The sequence below is a fragment of the Pseudomonas sp. genome (assembly GCF_036404235.1).
Classification (GTDB): domain Bacteria; phylum Pseudomonadota; class Gammaproteobacteria; order Pseudomonadales; family Pseudomonadaceae; genus Aquipseudomonas.
Genome location: NZ_DASWOT010000037.1, coordinates 33,236 through 52,902 on the forward strand (window position 1 = coordinate 33,236; position 19,667 = coordinate 52,902).

At 55.0% G+C, this 19,667-nt stretch carries 18 protein-coding genes, 1 tRNA gene and 1 pseudogene; 9 read left to right on the top strand and 11 right to left on the bottom strand.

Features of this window, described 5'->3' with window-relative positions:
- Window positions 1-69: 69 nt before the first annotated feature.
- From VGC62_RS04875 to trmJ, 4 genes are all read right to left on the bottom strand, one after another.
- Window positions 70-1,284 (bottom strand): IscS subfamily cysteine desulfurase, encoded by a 1,215-nt coding sequence (locus VGC62_RS04875; protein WP_331185936.1) that lies wholly within the window; start codon window positions 1,282-1,284, stop codon window positions 70-72.
- A gap of 44 nt (window positions 1,285-1,328) precedes the next feature.
- Window positions 1,329-1,820: a Fe-S cluster assembly transcriptional regulator IscR gene (gene iscR / locus VGC62_RS04880; protein ID WP_331185937.1), complete on the bottom strand. Its 492-nt coding sequence runs from the start codon at window positions 1,818-1,820 to the stop codon at window positions 1,329-1,331.
- A gap of 178 nt (window positions 1,821-1,998) precedes the next feature.
- Complete coding sequence (cysE, locus tag VGC62_RS04885; RefSeq protein ID WP_331185938.1) at window positions 1,999-2,775, bottom strand: serine O-acetyltransferase; 777 nt, start codon at window positions 2,773-2,775, stop codon at window positions 1,999-2,001.
- Window positions 2,775-3,548 carry a tRNA (cytosine(32)/uridine(32)-2'-O)-methyltransferase TrmJ gene (gene trmJ / locus VGC62_RS04890; RefSeq protein WP_331185939.1) on the bottom strand — a complete coding sequence of 258 codons (774 nt, stop codon included), beginning with the start codon at window positions 3,546-3,548 and terminating at the stop codon, window positions 2,775-2,777. The genes cysE and trmJ overlap by 1 nt, the downstream gene beginning before the upstream one ends.
- 236 nt (window positions 3,549-3,784) lie before the next feature.
- On the opposite strand from trmJ, the gene suhB reads away from it, so the two are divergent.
- The gene (gene suhB / locus VGC62_RS04895; protein WP_331185940.1) at window positions 3,785-4,600 is read left to right on the top strand and encodes an inositol-phosphate phosphatase; all 816 of its coding nucleotides are present in this window, start codon (window positions 3,785-3,787) and stop codon (window positions 4,598-4,600) included.
- Window positions 4,601-4,684: 84 nt separating this feature from the next.
- On the opposite strand, the gene VGC62_RS04900 is transcribed toward suhB, so the two are convergent.
- From VGC62_RS04900 to queA, 6 genes are all read right to left on the bottom strand, one after another.
- Window positions 4,685-5,227 carry a glycine zipper 2TM domain-containing protein gene (locus VGC62_RS04900; RefSeq protein ID WP_331185951.1) on the bottom strand — a complete coding sequence of 181 codons (543 nt, stop codon included), beginning with the start codon at window positions 5,225-5,227 and terminating at the stop codon, window positions 4,685-4,687.
- A 118-nt stretch (window positions 5,228-5,345) separates the two neighbouring features.
- Entirely contained in the window at window positions 5,346-6,257 is a 912-nt protein-coding gene (gene secF, locus VGC62_RS04905; protein ID WP_331185941.1) for a protein translocase subunit SecF, read from the bottom strand.
- A 9-nt stretch (window positions 6,258-6,266) separates the two neighbouring features.
- Window positions 6,267-8,135 carry a protein translocase subunit SecD gene (secD, locus tag VGC62_RS04910; RefSeq protein ID WP_331185942.1) on the bottom strand — a complete coding sequence of 623 codons (1,869 nt, stop codon included), beginning with the start codon at window positions 8,133-8,135 and terminating at the stop codon, window positions 6,267-6,269.
- Window positions 8,136-8,197: 62 nt separating this feature from the next.
- A complete protein-coding gene (gene yajC, locus VGC62_RS04915) occupies window positions 8,198-8,536 on the bottom strand; it encodes a preprotein translocase subunit YajC (protein ID WP_331185943.1) in 339 nt (112 codons plus the stop codon).
- Between the two features lie 52 nt (window positions 8,537-8,588).
- Window positions 8,589-9,704, bottom strand: coding sequence for a tRNA guanosine(34) transglycosylase Tgt (gene tgt, locus VGC62_RS04920; RefSeq protein WP_331185952.1), 1,116 nt, complete (start codon window positions 9,702-9,704; stop codon window positions 8,589-8,591).
- A 14-nt stretch (window positions 9,705-9,718) separates the two neighbouring features.
- Window positions 9,719-10,798, bottom strand: a complete 1,080-nt coding sequence (queA, locus tag VGC62_RS04925) for a tRNA preQ1(34) S-adenosylmethionine ribosyltransferase-isomerase QueA (RefSeq protein WP_331185944.1) — start codon at window positions 10,796-10,798, stop codon at window positions 9,719-9,721.
- Between the two features lie 108 nt (window positions 10,799-10,906).
- Here queA and VGC62_RS04930 point away from each other — a divergent pair.
- Both VGC62_RS04930 and VGC62_RS27595 read left to right on the top strand, forming a co-directional pair.
- A tRNA-Leu gene (locus VGC62_RS04930) sits at window positions 10,907-10,991 on the top strand.
- 561 nt (window positions 10,992-11,552) lie between these two features.
- Window positions 11,553-12,158, top strand: coding sequence for a GIY-YIG nuclease family protein (locus VGC62_RS27595; RefSeq protein WP_414705745.1), 606 nt, complete (start codon window positions 11,553-11,555; stop codon window positions 12,156-12,158).
- A 141-nt stretch (window positions 12,159-12,299) separates the two neighbouring features.
- Here the strand turns inward: VGC62_RS27595 and VGC62_RS04935 are convergent, their stop codons facing one another.
- A complete protein-coding gene (locus VGC62_RS04935) occupies window positions 12,300-13,436 on the bottom strand; it encodes a GlxA family transcriptional regulator (RefSeq protein WP_331185945.1) in 1,137 nt (378 codons plus the stop codon).
- A gap of 901 nt (window positions 13,437-14,337) precedes the next feature.
- On the opposite strand from VGC62_RS04935, the gene VGC62_RS04940 reads away from it, so the two are divergent.
- The 6 genes and pseudogenes from VGC62_RS04940 to VGC62_RS04965 form a co-directional block, all read left to right on the top strand.
- Window positions 14,338-14,841 carry a spore coat U domain-containing protein gene (locus VGC62_RS04940; protein WP_331185946.1) on the top strand — a complete coding sequence of 168 codons (504 nt, stop codon included), beginning with the start codon at window positions 14,338-14,340 and terminating at the stop codon, window positions 14,839-14,841.
- 62 nt (window positions 14,842-14,903) lie between these two features.
- Window positions 14,904-15,584: a fimbrial biogenesis chaperone gene (locus VGC62_RS04945; RefSeq protein ID WP_331185947.1), complete on the top strand. Its 681-nt coding sequence runs from the start codon at window positions 14,904-14,906 to the stop codon at window positions 15,582-15,584.
- A 44-nt stretch (window positions 15,585-15,628) separates the two neighbouring features.
- Window positions 15,629-17,953: a fimbria/pilus outer membrane usher protein gene (locus tag VGC62_RS04950; protein WP_331185948.1), complete on the top strand. Its 2,325-nt coding sequence runs from the start codon at window positions 15,629-15,631 to the stop codon at window positions 17,951-17,953.
- Entirely contained in the window at window positions 17,950-18,414 is a 465-nt protein-coding gene (locus VGC62_RS04955; RefSeq protein WP_331185949.1) for a spore coat protein U domain-containing protein, read from the top strand. Before VGC62_RS04950 ends, VGC62_RS04955 begins: the two co-directional genes overlap by 4 nt.
- A 295-nt stretch (window positions 18,415-18,709) precedes the next feature.
- A complete protein-coding gene (locus VGC62_RS04960; protein WP_331185950.1) occupies window positions 18,710-19,372 on the top strand; it encodes a hypothetical protein in 663 nt (220 codons plus the stop codon).
- 143 nt (window positions 19,373-19,515) lie between these two features.
- Window positions 19,516-19,667 (top strand): annotated as a pseudogene (locus VGC62_RS04965) (DedA family protein); the annotation flags it as partial.

The window sequence follows — 19,667 nt, forward strand, 5'->3', positions numbered from 1 at the left end:
CAGGTGAGCCGCTCTTTGGGCCACGCTAACCATTGATCAAACGTGGCTCGCATGGAAGGCGACTTTAGATTAGTGCGCCGCCCACTCGATCTTGGAGATGTCGACGCCGTCTTTGTACATGTCCCACAGCGGCGACAGGGCACGCAGTTTGGTCACGGCCTCGCACACTTTCTGGGCAGCGTAATCAATCTCTTCTTCGGTGGTGAAACGGCCGAAAGTGAAGCGAATCGAGCTGTGTGCCAGCTCGTCGTTACGACCCAGGGCGCGCAATACATACGAAGGCTCAAGGGAAGCCGAGGTGCAGGCAGAACCAGACGAAACGGCCAGATCCTTGAGTGCCATGATCAGCGACTCGCCTTCTACGTAGTTGAAACTCAGGTTTAGGTTGTGTGGAACGCGGGAAGTCATGCTTCCGTTGATATACAACTCTTCCAGGTTTTCAACCTGCTTGTAGAAACGATCGCTCAACGCCTTGATGCGGACGTTCTCTGCGGCCATTTCTTCTTTGGCGATCCGAAACGCTTCGCCCATACCAACGATCTGGTGAGTCGCCAGCGTACCGGAGCGCATGCCGCGCTCGTGACCGCCGCCGTGCATAGTCGCTTCGATGCGGACACGGGGCTTGCGGCTCACGTACAAGGCGCCGATGCCTTTTGGACCGTAGGTCTTGTGAGCAGAGAAGGACATCAGGTCAACCTTGAGGGCCGCCAGGTCGATCTCAGCCTTACCGGTGGACTGGGCCGCGTCGACATGGAACAACACGCCGCGCGAGCGCGTCAGCTCACCAATGGCAGCAATGTCATTGATAGTGCCGATTTCGTTGTTCACATGCATGATCGAAACCAGAATGGTGTCGTCACGCAAGGCGGCTTCAACCATCGCAGGGGTGATCAGACCATCTTCACGGGGATCGAGGTAGGTAACCTCAAAACCTTCACGCTCCAATTGGCGCATGGTGTCGAGGACAGCCTTGTGCTCGATCTTGGAGGTAATCAGGTGCTTGCCTTTAGTGGCATAAAAATGCGCAGCGCCCTTGATAGCTAGGTTGTCGGACTCGGTAGCACCGGAGGTCCAGACAATTTCGCGCGGGTCGGCATTGACCAGGTCTGCGACCTGACGACGCGCATTTTCGACAGCTTCTTCGGCTTTCCAGCCAAAGACGTGCGAACGCGATGCAGGGTTGCCGAAGTTTCCGTCAACCAGCAGGCAATCGCTCATTTTCTGCGCAACACGCGGGTCGACCGGGGTCGTCGCGGAATAATCGAGGTAAATCGGCAATCTCATTGAATATCTCCTATCGGGCAGGCGCGCCGCGCGTTCATCTGCGTTCACTCAACGGCGGATGTTTCAATCTTGTCCAGCTGCGGCGTCTTGCTGTTGCAACGACGCTGATCCTGACGCTGAGCGACTTCTTGTACCTCACGGCGAGTGACAAGGTCGGCCAGACTGATACCGCTTAGAAATTCGTGAATCTGCTGGCTGAGGTCACACCACAAATGGTGGGTCAGACAGGTATCGCCAGCATGGCAATCACCGAGCCCTTGGCAGCGAGTGGCATCGACCGATTCGTTCACCGCATCGATAACCTGGGCGACCTGAATACCTTGCATGCTGCGCGACAGCTGATAGCCACCACCAGGCCCACGCACGCTTGACACCAGATTGCCGCGCCGCAACTTGGCGAACAACTGCTCAAGGTAGGAAAGGGAAATACCCTGCCGCTCGGAAATATCGGCCAGAGACACTGGCCCATGCTGCGCGTGTAACGCCAGGTCAAGCATGGCAGTTACAGCGTATCGGCCTTTTGTAGTCAGTCGCATGACGTGTACCGCGGAGGTTCGGAATGAGCGCGAGTATGCTATTTCCGAGTGTTTAAGTCAACTATAAGACCAAGCGAAATAGTCGGGATTACCCGCAAAATAGCGGCGGCATCATAGCAAATACAGAACCCGATTGGCACATTTGCGTTTTTTGCATGAAATTCGTCACTGACGGCCGTCAGCTCGCCTTGCTTTCGTCATGATCCTTGACGCAATCGAACACGTCTTTATGGAGCTGGGGGAGCTCCTGTTCCCGATAATCGCCACCGAGCTTTTTGAGCGCATTCCCCATATCTTCCAGGCGTACATCGACCGCCTGCAGATGGTCGAGCAACTGGCCGATGGCCTTGGCTACGGGGTCCGGCATGTCCTCGCTGACACCATAGGCGTCAAAGCCAAGCTTTTCAGCCATGGCCTTGCGCTTAGCGTGGGCCTCATCATCAGACTTGACGATGATCCTCCCCGGAATTCCCACCACTGTTGCACCCGCCGGAACAGCTTTGGTCACGACCGCATTGGAACCTACTTTCGCACCTGCACCGACCGTAAACGGCCCCAGCACTTTGGCGCCCGCACCCACCACCACCCCCGACTCAAGGGTCGGATGACGCTTGCCTTTGTTCCAACTGGTCCCACCGAGAGTAACGCCTTGATAAAGGGTGACGTCATCGCCGATCTCAGCGGTCTCGCCAATTACAATGCCCATACCGTGATCGATGAAAAAACGTCGGCCTACCTTGGCGCCCGGATGAATTTCAATCCCGGTAAACCAACGCCCAAAGTTCGACACCATACGGGCCGGCCACTTGAACCCATTGATCCATAACCATCGAGACAATCGATGCAACCAGATTGCATGCATGCCGGGATAACAGGTCAGCACCTCGAACGCATTACGGGCTGCAGGGTCTCGATGAAACACACTTTGAATATCTTCTCGCAGACGCTCGAACATCACTGATCCTTACGCTTATAGGGCTCACCGTTGGCCGTTTTCTGGGTTTCGGTGAGGATGCCACGCAATATACTCATCTCAGATCGGTTTACCGCAGAGCGCCCGTAAAGCCGACGCAACCTGGCCATCAGATGACGAGGCTTCTGCGGATCGAGGAAGCCTATGGTGACGAGCGTGGACTCAAGATGCTCATAGAATTTTTCCATCTCATCCATTGTTGCCAACTCGGCACTGCGCACCGACCCCACCTCGAACTTTGCCTCCTTGCGGGCCTGCCCATCAGAAGCCAACCACGACATCCGCGTCTCATAGCTCAGCACCTGCACAGCCGCTGCCAGGTTCAGCGAACTGAACTCAGGGTCTGACGGGATATGCACATGATAGTGACAGCGCTGCAGCTCTTCGTTGGTCAGGCCAGCGTATTCGCGCCCAAACACCAAGGCGATTTCTTCGCCCAGCGCTGCGTGTTCCACAGTCTTGATACCTGCCTCGCGGGGGTCCAGCAGTGGCCAGGGAATGCGGCGGTCCCGCGCACTGGTGCCCAATACAAGATTGCAACCATTCAGGGCATCTTCAAGGGTTGCTACTACTTGCGCATTTTCAAGGATGTCACTGGCACCTGAAGCTCGCGCATCAGCCTCGTGATGAGGAAAAACCACTGGATCGACCAACACCAGACGCGAAAGCCCCATGTTTTTCATGGCACGAGCAGCACCTCCGATATTTCCCGGATGACTGGTACCGACCAGGACAACACGAATATTTTGCAGCACAGGTGAAGTCTCACTAGCAGGTGAAATGGGGGGCGAATGTTACAGAAGCACCCCGATTAACGCCATGAACGCTTGCTTCGCCGGTAGCGCATCCACTTAGCGAACCCAGCCCGTAGGCTGCACTTTATGACAATGGCGACGGCCAACCCAACGCCCGAAGAGGAACTCGCGCTGGAAATCATCCGGGATAACCCATAGAATGTTCGGCTCTCTTTAACGACCTAGGTGATACATCCATGCAGCCCATGCTGAATATCGCGCTGCGCGCCGCCCGCAGCGCCAGCGAATTGATTTTCCGCTCCATCGAGCGCCTGGATACCATCAAGGTCGACGAAAAAGACGCGAAAGACTACGTAACCGAAATCGATCGCGCAGCAGAGCAGAGCATCATCACCGCCCTGCGCAAGGCTTACCCCACTCACGGCATCCTGGGCGAAGAAAGCGGCCTGCATGAAGGCAGCGGCGAAGGCACTGACTACCTGTGGATCATCGACCCTCTGGACGGTACCACCAACTTCGTGCGCGGCGTACCGCATTTTGCCGTCAGCATTGCCTGTAAATACCGAGGCCGTCTGGAGCACGCCGTCGTTCTGGACCCGGTCCGCCAGGAAGAATTCACCGCCAGCCGAGGCCGTGGTGCCGCGCTCAATGGCCGCCGCCTGCGCGTTAGCTCTCGCAAAAGCCTCGAAGGCGCCCTCCTCGGCACTGGCTTCCCGTTCCGCGACAACCAGATGGACAACCTGGAAAACTACCTGGGCATGTTCCGCAGCCTTGTTGGCCAGACCGCAGGCATCCGCCGCGCCGGCGCTGCGAGCCTGGACCTGGCTTACGTGGCAGCCGGTCGTTTCGACGCGTTCTGGGAGTCGGGCCTGTCCGAATGGGACATGGCAGCAGGCGCTCTGCTGATTCAAGAAGCAGGCGGCCTGGTCAGCGACTTCAACGGTGGCCATGACTTCCTCGAGAAGGGCCACATCGTTGCGGGCAACACCAAGTGTTTCAAAGCCGTACTGACGTCGATCGCCCCACACGTCCCGGCCTCGCTGAAGCGATAAGCTTAAGACGCACAAAAAAGCCAACTTCCAAAACAACAAAAGCACCCGAAGGTGCTTTTGTTGTTTTCAGTACATCGGGCCGAGTTATTGCCCCGCCTGACTCAATTCCAGTTGCCCGTCTTTGTTGACCGGGATCTGGCTGCCGGGATCACGGTCCATGCGAACCTGACCCACTTTATCCTTCAATTTGTACTTCACGTTATAGCCAACGACCTTGTCGCTGATATCGTTGACCGTGTTGCAGCGGGTTTCAGTTGTGGTGTAGGTATCGCGGTTCTGCATGCCTTCCTGAACCTTGTTGCCAGCGTAACCGCCACCAACCGCACCCGCGACCGTTGCGATTTTCTTGCCGTTACCACCACCAACCTGATTACCCAGCAAACCACCCGCCACAGCCCCCAACACGCTACCTACAATCTGGTGTTGATCCTTGACCGGCGCCCGATGGGTCACCGCTACATCCTTGCAGACCTCACGCGGAGTTTTGATCTGTTCCTTGACGGGCTCGACGGCGAGCACGTCCGCGTACTCAGGACCGCTTTTAACGAGGCTATAGGTGGCAACAGCACCCCCGGCGGTCACGCCGACAGCACCCAATACAGCACCAACTAGCAACGATTTGTTCACTTGAACCTCCAGAGGATCTTCAACGCGATTGCTCACGCTACTCCCAGCCTTGGAACATGAAAAAAGGCGCGAGTTCAACACTCGCGCCTTTTGGGATGACGGACGTAGAAGAATAATCCTACGGTCGATCGTCCACTTTCTCTGTAGCCACCGGAGGCAGTAAGTCTTCACTGCGCAGGTTCAGCCAGATCAACACCACGTTGGCAATGTAAATCGACGAGTACGTACCGGCTAGCACACCAATGAACAATGCCACTGAAAACCCGTGCAAGCTGTCGCCACCAAAGACCCACAATGCAATGATTGCCAACAAGGTAGAGACGGAGGTTGCGATAGTACGCAGCAAGGTCTGAGTAGTGGAGATGTTGATGTTCTCGATCAACGACGCCTTACGCAGCAGACGGAAGTTCTCACGAACCCGGTCGAATACCACAATGGTGTCGTTGAGCGAATAGCCAATGATCGCCAACACTGCCGCAAGCACCGTCAGGTCGAAAGTTACCTGGAAGAACGACAGAATCCCCAACGTCACCACCACGTCGTGGATCAGCGAAATAATCGCACCGACCGCGAACTTCCACTGAAAGCGGAACGCCAGATAAATCAGTACGCCGCCCAGGGCCAGCAACATGCCGATACCGCCCTGGTCCCGCAGCTCCTCACCCACTTGAGGGCCGACGAACTCTACGCGTTTGACCGTTGCCGGGTTATCCGCGCCGTTCTTGCGTAGCGCTTCGGCAACTTGCGAACCCAGCTGTGGGTCTTCACCCGGCATCCGAACCAGCAGGTCGGTTGTCGCGCCAAAGCTTTGTACGATCGCTTCGCGATAACCGGCAGATGCCAACTCCTCACGAACCTTGCCCAAATCGGCAGGCCGCTCGTAAGTCAGCTCGATCAGCGTACCGCCGGTGAAATCCAGACCAAAGTTGAGCCCTTTATGGAACCAGCTGAACAGCGCCAGTACGGTAAGAAGCATGGTGACGGCGAACGCAATATTGCGAACGCCCATGAAGTTGATGGTACGTTTCATGGCAGCCCCTTAAATCCACAACTTCTTGAAGTCACGACCGCCATAGATCAGGTTGACCATTGCGCGGGTCACCATGATGGCTGTGAACATCGAGGTAAAGATCCCGAGCGACATGGTCACGGCGAACCCTTTGACCGGGCCGGTACCCATCGCATAGAGAATGCCGCCGACCAGCAACGAAGTCAGGTTGGCATCGAGAATCGCAGTATAGGCACGATCAAAACCTTCGTTGATTGCACGCTGCACGGTCATCCCGTTGGCGATCTCTTCACGAATCCGCGAGAAGATCAACACGTTGGCATCCACCGCCATACCCATGGTCAAGACGATACCGGCAATACCCGGCAGGGTCAGCGTTGCGCCCAGTAACGACATCAGCGCCAGCAGCATTACCATGTTCAACGCCAATGCCACCGTTGCGATCAAGCCGAAGAAACGGTAGATAGCCAGGATGAACAGCGAAACGAACAGCATGCCCCACAGCGATGCATCGATACCTTTGGTGATGTTGTCAGCACCCAGGCTCGGACCGATTGTGCGCTCTTCAGCGAAATACATCGGCGCCGCCAGACCACCGGCACGCAGCAGCAGAGCCAGCTCTGAAGCCTCACCCTGACCGTTCAAACCGGTGATACGGAACTGGGCACCCAGTGGCGACTGAATGGTCGCCAGGCTGATGATCTTCTTCTCTTCCTTGAAGGTCTGCACCGGCACATCTTTCTCGACGCCGTTGACCGTTTGTTTGGTGTAAGTAGTGAGCGGCTTCTGCTCGATGAAGATAACCGCCATGCTGCGACCGACGTTGGCGCGGGTGGCGCGACTCATCAAATCGCCGCCGTGACCATCAAGGTTGATGTTCACCTGCGGACGACCATGCTCGTCGAAGCTCGCCTTGGCGTCCGTGACCTGATCACCTGTGATGATCAGATTACGCTCGACTGGTGCTGCTGGGCGACCACCCTCACGGAACTCGAACATTTCCGTGGTGGCTTTGCTGTCATCGGGACCTGCACCCAAGCGGAACTCAAGGTTCGCGGTCTTACCCAGAATGCGCTTGGCTTCGGCCGTGTCCTGCACGCCTGGCAACTCAACCACAATACGGTTGGCACCCTGACGCTGAACCAGCGGTTCGGCTACACCCAACTCGTTGACCCGGTTACGCACCGTGGTCAAGTTCTGCTTGATCGAGTACTCGCGAATCTCGGCGACCTTGGCCGGCGTCATGGACAGACGCAGGATTGGCATTTCACCACGATCGCTCGGGGTAATTTCGAAATCAGTGAAACTCTTGCGAATCAGCGCACGGGCTTGCTCGCGCGAATCAGCATCGCTGAAGCCCAACTGAATGCCACCATCCGCTTGCGGCAGGCTGCGATAACGCAGTTTCTCTTTGCGCAGCAGGCTCTTCACTTCGCCTTCATAGACATTCAGACGAGCGCTCAGCGCTTTATCCATGTCCACTTCGAGCAGAAAATGCACGCCGCCAGACAAGTCCAGCCCCAGTTTCATCGGGCTCGCGCCCAGATTGCGCAGCCATTTCGGAGTCGTCTGGGCGAGGTTGAGTGCAACGACATAGTCGTCACCCAGCACCTTACGTGCGACGTCTTTGGCTGGCAGCTGGTCTTCTTGTTTGGTCAGACGCAACAAACCGCCCTTGCCATTCTCGGCCAGAGTCGCGCCCTTGACCGCGATGCCAGCATCGGTAAGCGCCTTGCTTACACGATCCAGATCAGCCTGATTGACTTGCAGCGCAGTGCTCGCGCCGCTGACCTGAATGGCCGAGTCATCAGGGTAGAGATTGGGTGCGGAATAAATAAAGCCGATCACCAGCACTGCCAGGATCAGGATGTATTTCCACAGAGGGTATTTGTTCAGCATCACGCCGCCTGCTTATAACGCGGGGCGCCTTGCGCGCCCCGTCGATTGGTAAAAGACTGGAATCAGATGGCTTTCAGGGTGCCCTTTGGCAGGGTGGCGGCAATGGCGCCCTTCTGGATCTTCAATTCGACAGTGTCGGACACTTCGATAACAACGAAGTCGTCGGTCACTTTGTTGATCTTGCCGGCGATGCCGCCAGAAGTTACAACTTCATCGCCTTTCTGCAAGTTGCCCAGCAGGTTTTTTTGCTCTTTGGCACGCTTAGCCTGTGGACGCCAGATCATCAGGTAGAAAATGACCAGAAAGCCGACCAGGAAGATCCATTCGAAGCCACCACCCATAGGACTTGCGGCGGCAGGTGCTGCCGCGTCCGCGAAAGCGGAAGAGATGAAAAAGCTCATTTAGCACTCCAGTTGCGTAATTTTAATTAGAAGCGAAAAGACCGGCTGTCACTCAGTCCAGCGGCGGCGTTGCAAGCCCGCGTTTGGCATAGAAGGCATCGACAAAGGCGGCCAATGTACCTTGTTGAATAGCCTCACGCAAACCAGCCATAAGCAGCTGGTAATGCCGCAAATTGTGGATCGTATTAAGCATGCTTCCCAGCATTTCTCCGCACTTGTCCAGGTGATGCAGATAAGCGCGGGAGAAGTGCTTGCAGGTGTAGCAGTCGCAAGTCGGATCCAGCGGCGAATCATCGTGACGATGAAACGCATTACGGATTTTCAGAACACCTGTATCGATGAACAAATGACCGTTACGGGCATTACGGGTCGGCATCACGCAGTCGAACATATCAATCCCGCGGCGCACACCCTCGACCAGGTCTTCAGGCTTGCCTACCCCCATAAGGTAACGAGGTTTGTCAGTTGGCATCCGCCCAGGCAAGTAGTCCAGCACCTTGATCATCTCGTGCTTGGGCTCGCCTACCGACAGACCTCCGATGGCCAGCCCGTCGAAGCCAATCTCATCCAACCCCTCAAGCGAACGCATGCGCAAATCTTCATGCATACCGCCCTGAACGATGCCGAACAGTGCTGCTGTATTCTCGCCATGGGCGATTTTCGAGCGCTTGGCCCAGCGTAGCGACAACTCCATAGAGGTCCGAGCCACGTCTACGTCAGCAGGATACGGCGTGCACTCATCGAAGATCATCACGATGTCAGAGCCCAGATCACGCTGAACCTGCATCGACTCTTCCGGCCCCATGAACACTTTCGCGCCATCGACCGGCGAGGCGAAGGTCACGCCCTCTTCCTTGATCTTGCGCATCGCACCCAGGCTGAACACCTGAAAACCGCCGGAGTCGGTCAGAATCGGGCCATTCCACTGCATGAAGTCGTGCAGATCGCCATGACGTTTAATCACTTCAGTGCCTGGGCGCAGCCACAGGTGAAAGGTGTTGCCAAGGATGATCTGCGCGCCAATCGCCTCAATATCGCGAGGCAGCATGCCCTTGACCGTGCCATAGGTGCCCACCGGCATGAACGCAGGTGTTTCGACTACGCCACGCGGAAAGGTCAAGCGACCACGACGAGCTTTGCCATCAGTGGCCAGCAGCTCGAAAGACATACGACAGGTGCTACTCATGCTTGGTCCTCTGGAGCCGAGCTCTCGGGAGCTGATCCCTTAGGAGCGGTCGGCGCAGGATTGCGGGTAATGAACATCGCATCACCGTAACTAAAAAAGCGGTACTCGTTTTCCACTGCCGCCGCGTAGGCCGCCATGGTTTCCGGGTAACCGGCGAACGCCGAAACCAGCATCAACAGGGTGGATTCAGGCAAATGAAAATTCGTCACCAGCGCATCGACCACATGAAACGGCCGGCCGGGGAAGATAAAGATATCGGTGTCACCACTAAACGGCTTGAGCTCGCCGTCGCGCGCGGCGCTCTCAAGGGAGCGCACGCTAGTGGTCCCGACGGCAATCACCCGACCGCCACGCTCACGACACGCAGCCACGGCGTCGACCACCTCCTGGCTCACCTCCAACCACTCATTGTGCATGTGGTGATCTTCAAGGCGCTCGACACGCACTGGCTGAAACGTACCCGCCCCCACATGCAACGTCACGAACGCCGTCTCGACGCCCTTCTGCGCAATGGCGTCCATCATCACCTGATCGAAATGCAGCCCCGCCGTCGGCGCAGCCACCGCACCGGCACGCCGTGCGTAGACCGTCTGATAACGCTCGCGATCGGCGTCGTCATCCGGGCGATCTATATAAGGAGGCAACGGCATGTGCCCCACCCGCTCCAGCAGCGGCAAGACCTCTTCGGCGAACCGCAACTCGAACAATCCATCGTGACGCGCCACCATTTCGGCTTCGCCACCACCATCGATCAAGATTGACGAGCCCGGCTTCGGCGACTTGCTCGACCGCACATGCGCCAACACACGATGACTGTCCAGCACGCGTTCAACCAGAATTTCCAGCTTGCCGCCCGACGCCTTCTGACCGAACAGCCGAGCCGGAATCACCCGCGTATTGTTGAACACCATCAAATCGCCGGGGCGCAGATGCTCCAGCAAATCAGTGAATTGACGGTGTGCCAGCGCGCCACTCACCCCATCAAGGGTCAGCAAACGGCTGCTGCATCGCTCGGCCAAGGGATGGCGAGCGATCAAGGAATCAGGGAGTTCGAAGGTAAAGTCAGCAACACGCATGATGGGGTTCGTCTAGCAGGGCCGGAAAGTTTAGCGGAAATAGTGAAAATTGACCATAAAACATGATTGACCAACGGTAGGTACCTCTCTATACTCCGCCGCCATTGAGCCCTGATGGCGGAATTGGTAGACGCGGCGGATTCAAAATCCGTTTTCGAAAGGAGTGGGAGTTCGAGTCTCCCTCGGGGCACCATACAAATCCTTGTAAATCAAGGACTTAGAGAAGGGGTAGAAAGAAATTTCTACCCCTTTTTCTATCCAAAAATCTATCCTTTTCCCCTTTCTTCAGCCTCACTTAAGCCTCGCTCAGCCATGCAAAGGGCCGACATTCTGGTAGCACCTTACACCCTCAAGATCAGTGCAAAATCGCACTCCACCTGACCATCTGCTTGCATTTGTTCTGACCACCGACGGCATCAACACGTTACAACAATGATCGACAGAGAACGACAGAAGCGGTCGATCGAATCCCGCCCTAAAGCAGCCATTCATTCGGCCTGTAGGTATCGAAACTCCGTGTGTTAAATTGACATTTTTCTAAGCGGGTTACCTTCACACCACATGGCAAATGGCAAATGGCAAATGGCAAATGGCAAGCCATTCCAGTCGGTTAGGTAAAACGCTAGTCTCCTCTACAACCGCAGGCAAACCATTATGGAAAACTCTTCTGACACGCAGAGAGGGTATGTGGGGTTAAAGACATTGATCTTCCGGTTTGCAAGGTCGGAAGAACCGCTAGAGATCCGGCTATTCGCTGTGCAGAAATCAATCAGAGTTCGACGGGCGATTTTCTTGGGAGGTAACCCATCAGATCGCAGTAAATGACTGCCGAAAGTTTGAATCGCTGATTCATACAAAGCTGCTGCCACTCCGACAAAAAAGACGCGAGTTCTTCAATATTTACCCGGACGACGCAATTCTTGCGATTCAATCCATACTCAAGTTGGCGTCGGACGTAACTGTACTAACCATCACAGAAATCCAGAAAAAACTCCCCGACATGTCAAGAGCAGGTGCTCTCCCCCGCAAACAATCTACCCGCACAAGTATCGCGGGAAGCGGCATTTCCCCGACAATCACATACCCGGTGGCGGGATTCTTTATCGGCAGCACTTTCCCCAATTTCTTCGTTTTTGGTTCCAGCCGAATGGGGAAAGATGCCAGGACTGGCTCAATAATTTTTACCGCTGTGCTGGCAGGCGGTGTTATCGGCCCGTTAATCATCGGGCAAGTGGTAGCAACAATGCCGCCATTAGCGCCGTTCTGGCTGTTGGCAGGCTACAGCTCGCCGGTCGCATTCTGTGGACTGCGTGTGTTGAGAAATCCCGGTGGCCCAGGAAAGCAGGCAGAACAGAACTAACCCTTTTCTGAGTAACGGGCGCTGCCTTCCTTATTACGGCGTGCAGCGCGCCAAGCTTTTGGCTCTATGCTGCTCAGAGCGTGGATATCGCCAGTCACAGGGCGGCATCTAAACCGCCTCTACTAGCCTCAACGCGGGACATTAAGCAACCAAAACATCCGCCTGCAGCTTCCGTAACCAATAGGGCAGGATCTTGGCGTTAAATAGGCGGGCGTAATCAGGATGACTGAGCGGCGTAAAATCTGCTTGTATGTCTGCTCGATACTGCTGAGGTGAAACGCCAATATATTTACGAAATAGGCGGGCCAATTGCTGACCGTCACGTAAACCGCCGCGACGAGCAATCTTATCCACCGGCAAGTTGCTGTCGATCAACGCCTGACGCGCCATTTCCAATCGCAGTAACAACAAAAAAGAATACGGCGAATACCCCACCTCGAATGTAAAATGACGACGAAAATTCCGTTCGCTCATGCACAGGTTTTTCGCCGAAAGATGCATGCTCAAATCCTGGTCCAAATGCCTCAGCCACCATATACATATTCGATAAACAATGGAGTCTGCGCGCATGAGTACCGCACTTAACGCTGCCAGGTGGCTGGTTTCCGGAAGGGGCCGACTTCGATGAGTTTTTTGCGCGCCTGACACCAGTCCGGCGAACTCTTCGCGCAGCAAAAGCAACGCCATGTCACTGGTATTAATGCACTCGCTCGTGGTATGAAAAGGACCATCTACTTGCAGCCGTCTGCCCGATCCCACCTGAACAGCCGGATAACGAGCACGAAGCGTAGCTGCCAATGCAGAATGCGTCGTGACCTGTCGCCTGTCTAACAGACCTGTAGCCGCTAGCCAAAAGACTCCGGCGCCAATCGCCACCACCCGTCGCGCATGGGGACATATCTGTTTTAACCAATCGAGCATTAACGTAGGCAATATGGACACCGAAGCCAGCGACCCATGAGCGATAATCAGCATGTCAATATCGATAGGTATATAGGTAAAAAACGGTTGCGTTTCGACCTTGATCAAGGATGTAGAGGGGGAAACAAGTTCCCCACCTTCCAGAGAGTAGACCTGCGCTACATAAGTAACCGCTCGCCCATTGGCAGCAGGACGTTCGTTTAGCGAACAGAGGATCTCCAGCAGTTTGACGACATCGCCCACAAAACAACCAGGATAAGCCAGGATAACGACCGACCGGACGACGGTCTCTATATTGAAGTCGAACGCCATATGCTCAGACAGAATCACATTATGTATTAAGCTCTTATAGAGCATTCCATTAGTCCCCGATCACTCAGAACAACAAATCCGAGGTGCAAATGACCAGACCGACTTGATGGCTGGTTTGATTGCATACGTGCTTGAGCCGACGTTACCAGAACAGGAGAAAACAGATAGCAACCGATTGACAGATCATCGTTTCACGTAGAACGATTGAAACGATGATTTCTCGAAGAAAATAGCGGACAGCCTTTCTCGCCATGCTCAAATCGAACTTGCCACATTCAATAAAATGCGGCCAACCCTTGCACACATGAAGTGTATAAAACCGAAAGCAATAGCGTACTTTATGCTACGTTCAGACGCCCCGCATCACAATTTAATGTCACGCGGGCCGACCGTCGCAGCTTAAAAAGCCGAAACTTAATTCGGGCTATGACCTGATGTTCTCGATTTAATGCACGTCAAAAATATAGTCATATCTCAATACCAGGTCAAGGTAAAAAAGCATCACGAAAACAGCCTATCAGAATTTATTTAAAATCGGGAACGATAATAATTGACCCAGGTCAAAGGATGCGATTTCAGAAACGCTCTGAAAAATAGAAGATCAATCCTATCGATTTCAATCGATTGGCTTAGCACTCTCTATACCCAACAAGCTTTTTCAACAAAATATAAATTCTTCTAGATCTCCAAAAAAACACAAACCGATCTAATGGAAGCGTATTTGTATCAAAACTGTAATAATCCCAATCTCCCCATCGTTGATCTGGGTTTGAACCCACACCTCCCTGAGGCAAAGCGCATATTGGCTATTTATGCAGCTATCATGGCTGGATATGCAGGGGTTTAACCCGTCCGGAAAATAAGGCCTGCGATTATCATAGAGAGGAATATTGGTGAATCACCAAGTCCGCCCTACTCTCTAGCCTAGCGCTTTTCAGGAAAAACCATGTCCAGAAAACTTCTCATCAATGTTGTAGCCGTCTCGGCGCTCGGTCTCAGCGCAATATTTTCCCTGAATGCATACGCTGTGACTGCGACTGATAACATGACCGTAACTGCGTCAGTCGCCGCAGTGTGTTCCGTAACAACTGCCCCATTGGTCTTTACTGCCTACACTGGAACTGAGGTTTCTGGCACTTCGAATCTGACCGTTACTTGTACCAATGGATCGGACTACACCATCGGACTGAGTGCAGGAGCGGGTGTCGGCGCGACGACCTCGACACGCTCTCTGACCAATGGTGCAGACAACGTGGCCTTAAGCTACGGTATCTATCAGGAACTGGCTCACTCCACCAATTGGGGTGAAGTCATCGGCACAGATACCGTTGCCGGCACCGGCATCGGCACTGCACAGACGGTTCCGGTCTATGGTGTCATCCCGGCTGGCCAGACTGCCACAACTGTCGGCAACTACACCGACACTGTGCTCGTCACAGTCAACTATTGATACGATGCCCAGTGCCCACGACCGGATGCTTTACCTTGTTTTGGGCGCTGACGCTCGCAGGGATGTGTAGTTTCTCCACACACCTGCACGCGCAAGCGTTGGAAATCGTACCGATCAGCCAACAATTGGCGCCTGGTCAACGTTCCGCCAGCTTCACCCTGACCAACCGTGCCGACAGCGAATCGATCGTCCAGATACGCAGCTTCGGCTGGAGCCAAAATACGCAGGGGGATGTTTTTCAGAATACCGACCAGCTCGTTATCAGCCCACCCTTCGCACACATCGCCCCCGGCCAATCGCAAACAGTCAGGATAATGCTGCGTGAACAAACCGCAGATACCGAGCGCGCTTATCGCATCGTCTTCGACCAACTGCCCGGCAAAATCAACGACAAAGTCGAAATGACCCTGCGATTGACAGTGCCGGTATTTGCCAAGGTCCTGGAAACGGCCAAACCGGATTTGCAGTGGCGCATTGAGTTACTGGCCGGTACGCCCACCTTGATCGTCATCAACCATGGCCTACAGCACGGCAAACTGCTGGGTCTGGAATTGAGCGGTTCCAATGGGCAAAACCTTAAATTACTGAATCAGGGTTTGCCGTATGTCCTGGCCGGAGCCGAGCGACACTGGTCCATCGCCGACGTGCAACGACAGCTGGGTAATGGTGCTCGGGTGCGACTGAGAACATCAGGCCCGGGCGGTCCTCATGAGCAATGGCTGGTTGTCGGCGGCAACATGTGAATTCGGCACGCCTGTTGTGCTTGCTGTTGTGTCTTGTCGGACCATTGACAGCATGGCAAGCCAATACCGCGAATGCCGATACAGGACTCTCGTCTGAGCGGCAAAGTCTGCTGCTCGATGTGTTCGTCAACGGCAGTAGCCGCAAGAGCGTCCTGGAGTTCATCCAGGTTCAAGGTGCCCTGCTTGCCAATGCCAGCGAACTACTGAGCCTGGGGCTGATTCTGCCCGACAACAGTCAGCAAGGTCTGGTTGATCTGGCCAGTATTGCCGGCTGGTCCTATCAGTTGGATCTTCCGGGGCAGAGCATTCGGCTCCAGATACCCAGTAGCGATCTGGTGCCGCACCACCTGACCCGTGGACAGACCCGTCCCAACGACCTGCCACTGAGGAGTGATCTCGGTGCGATGCTCAACTACGACACCCAAGTCACACGCTATGACGGCAAAATCAGTTCGAGCACGCTGGTGGACATGCGCCTTTTTGGTGATCGTGGCGTGTTTGAGACCGACGTCCTGCGCAACAACAATCCTTATCAGAAAAGCACTGTGCGTCTGGATAGTACTTATACCTATTCCGATGAGGTCAACTTGCGAACTTACAACGCTGGCGATTTCATCAACGGCGGTTTGCCCTGGACCCGGCCAGTGCGCATGGCTGGGGCACAGATGACCACCAACTTCGGGTTGCGTCCAGACTTGGTGACATTCCCCTTGCCAGGCATCAGTGGCGAGGTGGCCGTACCTTCATCCGTCGATGTGTTCGTCAACGGCTTGCACCAACTGACCAGCCAGGTCGACTCCGGACCTTTTGAAGTGTCTCAACTGCCAGTCAGCAATGGCGGGGGCGATATTTCGATGGTAGTCAAGGACGCCAGCGGTCGTCAGGTCAGTCAAACCCTGCCTTTCTATGCCAGCACGGCCTTGTTACAACCAGGACTGGACGCTCTGTCAGTGGAAGTGGGCTCAGTGCGTCGATACTATGCCAGTGTGTCGAATGACTACGCCGCTGGCGCCGCATCCATCAGCTATCGACGAGGCATAACCCCAAAGCTAACCCTGGAGAGCCACCTGGAGAGTACCTCTGGGTTAGCAATGGGGGGCATCGGCTCAAGCTTTCTGGTCGGCAATCTCGGCGTATTGTCTGCCACGGTGGCTGCCAGCGAACATGAGGGGAACACAGGCCTACAGTATGGACTCGGCTTCTCTCACTCCACTCCCAGGTTCAACTATGGCTTGAGCATCTTGCAGGCTGATCGGCTGTTTTCCGATATTGCCTCGGTCAACGGCGACGCAATGTCCCGAACCACCCTACGGGCGAACCTGGGGATTCCACTGCCAGGAATCGGTTCATTCGGACTGGTCTATGCAAAAAAGCTGGTCAATCTCTACGAGCAAGATGACTTCTACGATAGGCGTGACGATCAGCATACCGTTCAATCGCAAAGCATTCAGACCTCCACACTTTCGGCGACTTTTTCAACCCGTCTACCTTGGAAGACCTTCGGCTTTGTCACCGCCTTTCATGATTTCGAAGGGGCAAGTGGCAATGGTTTGTTCGTAGGCATTTCCATCCCCATAGGCCAACGGGCGACGGCCAGTGCCAGCAGCAGCGTCAGCGGCGGCAACGCCTATCAAACCGTCCAGGCCCAGCAGAACGCGGTACAACAAGGCGATGTGGGCTGGCGAGTCGCTCAACAAACAGGAGCCCAGAATCGCCAGACGCTTGGCGTGGAGTACAAAACCCCCTGGGCATTGGTCGGCGCAGAAACCGAACGTGCCAGCGACGGCGATGCTTTGCGTGCCACTGCACGAGGCGCGATCACTACCATGGACGGGCATTTGTTCGCGTCCAACAGCGTCAACGACAGCTTCGCCATTGTGGACACCGACGGCCTGGCGGGTGTGACGGTGCTACAGGAGAACCGTCCTGTGGGTCGCACCAACACGTCCGGGCTGCTGTTCGTCGAAGATCTACGAGCCTACGAAAGCAACCTGCTGACCATCGACGCTAACGACGTGCCCATGGACTCCACCCTGGACAATGTCGAACGTCGGGTCCGACCACGAGATCGATCCGGTGTGGTGATCAAGTTCCCGATCTCGCGCAGTTACGGCGCCACCTTGCGCCTGGTCGATCAACAGCATCAACCGATTGCACTCGGCAGCCAGGTCACTTTGAGTCATAGCGGTGCCCAAAGCGTTGTCGGTTATGACGGCCTGACCTTTTTCGATGGACTTGCCGCACACAATGAACTGCTGGTCGAACCCGCCGGCAAACCCCCATGCCACGTGACATTCGAGTATCAGCCACAAGCTGAAAACATCCCTGAAATCGGTCCGTTGACCTGTTTGACCGGAGCCAACCCATGAAACTTATAGCCTTGTTAGCCACCCTCATCATCGCGCTGTGCAGCCCCGCGGCCTTTGCCTATACCTGCTCGATTGCAGCGACCCCATTGAACTTCGGCGTAGTTGAAGGCGTCGCGCAACGAGTCCAACTAAGCACAGCCACCCTCACTGTGATTTGCCAGAGCGATGCCAGCGCGGCGAGTGTCAGTTATCAGATACTCCTCGACGACACCTCTGGTGGTGTAGAGCGCGAAATGACCTCGGCGACTGGCAAGACTCAGTATCAGCTCTATACCTCCAGCACCTATCAGCAAGTTTGGGGTAGCGGTGGTGGCGTCAGCGGTACGATTTCCGACAGTTACAACATTGCCGCCCACTCCAGCGTCTCACGTACCTACACCGTCTATGCAAGGATGCAACCTGGGCGACGCGACGGTCCTGGTTTCTATAGCGATGTCAGTGGGGTGAGATTGATCTACTGATTTATGCTTGATGGGCCAAGACTCGACTCTCTCCCGAAAATATGAAGCGCTAGGGAAGGAATCATGAAACTAGACAAGGCCGGCGTTAGGTTACGTGGTTGTGCAGCGTTCAGAGACTGATATCGCGAGCTACAGAACAGCATCCGAACGCCTTTGGATCGTAACTACACCCCCATCCCCAACGACTTTTCGTCCCCGTCCCTACAAACTCCTCCATTTTCTACTAGCCTGAAACCTGACTGATCCAAAGCCGTTGGACCACCCCCTCAACCTGGCTGATCGGATAAAAACAATAATGAAAGATCCCTATGCTTTTGGTTTTTACTGCGCATTGTTTGCCTTGGCGGCGATGACGGGCGCGGTCTTTTATGAGTCGTATACGGGCGCGGGTGTGTCGGGTTCTGCGCGGGCGTATGACGTCATCAATTCGGTTTCTGCGTTGGTGCAAGCGCTGGCGGTAATTGGTTTGGTCGGCTTGGCATTCAAGGCATATCGCGCTTGGAAAAACGAAATTATCCACAACAAGGCGCTCGGGATTATCTGGGAAGCCAATGTGGCGTTTCGGGAGATAGAGCTGAGTTTTAACGAGTGGTTCTTCGGCCCCAGCGCTGTGGATAAAGCCAACAGCGAAGGCGCGCGAATAACCTCGTTATTGAATGCCAGCCCATTTGGCAACAGTCTTCGGTCATTCAAGAAGCAGTGCGTTTTGCTCGACAAGGTGGTGATCAAGGACAACTGGCAGTGGGTCAATCACGCGACGGAGCTAGACATGCTGGCTCGGATGCTGAGCATCGATGCCTTCCGCCCTACCAGTAGAGCCAAGGAAACCGCCAATATCATCGACGTTCTTTACTCTCGCGAAGGTGAGGCGTTGAAACGCACCCAGGGCGAATGGGAAATGCTGATGAAGGTGATTGAGAAAGATCTGGCGGCGCTGGAGGCGCAATACACCGATTGAGCATCGCTAGGCTCTCATCCTGCAACGCAGCAGAACTGTTTTTATAAGCCTTCGGTCCAAAGGCTTACGCTGATCGGAATCGGACGGCGCAAGCCGTTGGAAGATCCTGCTACGCCCCCTCCATTCAAGGCTGCACATCTCGTATGTTTGAACACATCGACATTAACTACCTGCTTTCCACCTATGGCTATTGGGCAGTATTCATTGGCTGTCTGCTGGAAGGCGAAACTGTCCTTATTCTGGGCGGCATGGCGGCGCACCAGAACATCCTGACACTCTGGCAGATCATTGCCTA